At 68.3% G+C, this 2,332-nt stretch carries 2 protein-coding genes and 2 pseudogenes; 2 read left to right on the forward strand and 2 right to left on the reverse strand.

The genetic code is table 11. The annotated features are described in order from the left end of the window. Nucleotides 1-267, forward strand: a pseudogene (locus tag B056_RS44290) (hypothetical protein); the annotation flags it as partial. Between the two features lie 56 nt (nt 268-323). On the opposite strand, the gene B056_RS0109580 reads toward B056_RS44290, so the two are convergent. Beyond that, nucleotides 324-1,061 carry a response regulator gene (locus tag B056_RS0109580; RefSeq protein WP_018501645.1) on the reverse strand — a complete coding sequence of 246 codons (738 nt, stop codon included), beginning with the start codon at nt 1,059-1,061 and terminating at the stop codon, nt 324-326. 151 nt (nt 1,062-1,212) lie between these two features. After that, nucleotides 1,213-1,695 carry a hypothetical protein gene (locus B056_RS45730; protein ID WP_326828224.1) on the reverse strand — a complete coding sequence of 161 codons (483 nt, stop codon included), beginning with the start codon at nt 1,693-1,695 and terminating at the stop codon, nt 1,213-1,215. Between the two features lie 299 nt (nt 1,696-1,994). Here B056_RS45730 and B056_RS0109590 point away from each other — a divergent pair. Beyond that, nucleotides 1,995-2,288, forward strand: a pseudogene (locus B056_RS0109590) (transposase); the annotation flags it as partial. Nucleotides 2,289-2,332: the final 44 nt, after the last annotated feature.

A 2,332-nucleotide genomic window follows, 5' to 3' on the forward strand; every position in this document is an offset into this window, starting at 1 on the left:
CGCCGGATCCGGTCGCTGGAGCACCGTCGACCGGCCGACCGAGCCCCACGAAGGCTCAACTACGGAAAGATCCGCGGTCAAGATCGGCTGGAGTCTCCGGATGCAACAGTGCCCCACCGATCACCGAGGCCGCTGGCATGCCCCGCCTCCCCGAAACGCAACAGCGCCGTCCAGAACATCCGCCGCGGCTACTACGAACTCGGGATCGACACCGACCCGCACACACGATTGACAGCCGCGTTCACCGAGCTCACCCTCGCGATCTGATCACCCGCTCGACAGGGCCAACCATGCCCTGTCATCCCCCAATGCAACAGACCTGTTCATAGTGTTCGGTCGGATGTCGGGGCCGCGTCCGCCGACACCCGCCAGCGGTACAGGTGCTCCGGTCGACCAGGTCGTCCGTGCCGCTCGCGCTGTGTCCGACTCACCAGCCGTTGGTTGGTCAGTCGTTCCAGGTAGCGGCGCGCCGTCACCCTGGACAGCCCCACAGCACCGGCGACCTCATCGGCCGACATCGGCGCGGACGCCGCCCGCAGGTACGCGACGACGGCGTCGAGGGTGGAGGCCGACATGCCCTTGGGCTGCTCGGGCCACAGGGCGGTGTCGGGCCGCAGCGCGGCCAGGGCGGCGTCCACTTCGCGCTGACCGATCGGGCCGGTGTGTTCCAGCGTGAGCTGGTTACGGAACGACGCGTAGGACTCGAGCCTGCTGCGGAACGCGGCGAAGCCGAACGGCTTCACCAGATACTGAACAGCACCGTAGGCCACCGCCGTTCGTACCGTCGCGAGATCCCGGGCCGCGGTGACGGCGATGATGTCCGGCCCGGCGCCACGGCACCGCAGCGTGCGGCACACGTCGAAACCCGTCATGTCGGGCAGGTGAAGATCAAGCAGGATGAGATCGTGGCTGTCACGGGCGAGCTCTCGCAGGCATTGGGCGCCGGTGTTCACCACCCCGCTGACGGTGAAACCGGCGAGCTTCTCGACGTAGATGCTGTGCGCGTCGGCGGTCATCGGGTCGGCTTCGACGATCAACGTGTGGATCCGGCCGTCGGGCATGCACTCACACTCCAGATGCGGACGTCGGGTATCGACGCGTGGGCAGCCGCGCCGTGCGTACGGTGGTTGTCGGTCCCGGCGCCGCCCATCGATGCGCGGCAGACGACGCGAGCGCCGGTGTGCCGGCAGAGTTCGGCGAGCGGCGGTGCCGTCAGAAGACACGGAGTACGCAGCGGCCGCGGTGGCCGATGATCCGGCCGTGGAGACCGACCGAGGATCCTTCCCGCACTCCACCCAGGGCGTGCCACGTCGAGGGAGCCGCGGCGTTCGCGCCGATCATCAGATCGCCGCCGGCGGCGATCTGCCGCATCCGCGCGACAAGCTGTGCACGGAGCACGGCGTCGCCACTGCAGGTCGGCCCAGTAGGCCACCACCGGCCACGCTCCTGGACAAGAACGGGCTGGGCCAGCCGCGGCGCGGTCACACCCCCACCGAACCTGCCGCCGATGACGACGGCCCTCTCCCGCTGTTCGGCGACTGCAACATCCGCCGCGGTCGTGGCTGCCCGTGCCCGTCCGCCGCCGGGACCGCCTACCAGCCCACTGGCCGCGCTGAGTGCCGCCGTGCCAAGAATCCTCCAGCGGGTCAGGCCCGGACCAGAGCCCACGGCAGGTGTGGAAGCGTTGTCAAACATGACATCTCCGCCTCGTCCATCGTTATACGAAGGCCGCCGTCCCCGTATCGGCGGTGCGATATCTGGATCAAAAGCCACGCAGTTGTTCTACTGACTTTACGATATGCCGACGCAACAAACAGAGGCCGGCGGGGACCTATGGCACACAGAAATAAGGTGAACGTCATTTGTGCAGTTGGGCGGACTACCGAGCAATGGTTGAGACCTGTGGATCGGCTGGGGAGGGCGTACCTTCCCGGTGATCGAGGTTGAGGTCTCAGTCAGGCCGGCGTTGACGCGTCGGTCGGGAAGGCACGCCCGTGCTCACGGTAGTCCCCGAGGAGAACACGCCCGCTGATGGTTCGGCGGGTAGCCCGTCGCTGATCGATGAGATCGTCCGGGAGTGCGCCCGGCGGATGCTCGCGGCCGCGTTGGAGGCCGAGGTCGACGCCTACATCGCCGAGCTCGCTGACCAGCGTGACGACCGTGGCCGCCGGCTGGTCGTGCGCAACGGCCACGCCGAGGCGCGGCAGGTGATGACCGCCGCCGGCGCGGTCGGCGTTCAGGCACCGCGGGTCAACGACCGCCGCGTCGACCCGGACAGCGGGCTGAGGTGGGCCCCATTCTTCGGACAGTGATCCCTATGAGGCAATGCCGC

This window comes from Parafrankia discariae, from assembly GCF_000373365.1.
Classification (GTDB): Bacteria; Actinomycetota; Actinomycetes; order Frankiales; family Frankiaceae; genus Parafrankia; species Parafrankia discariae.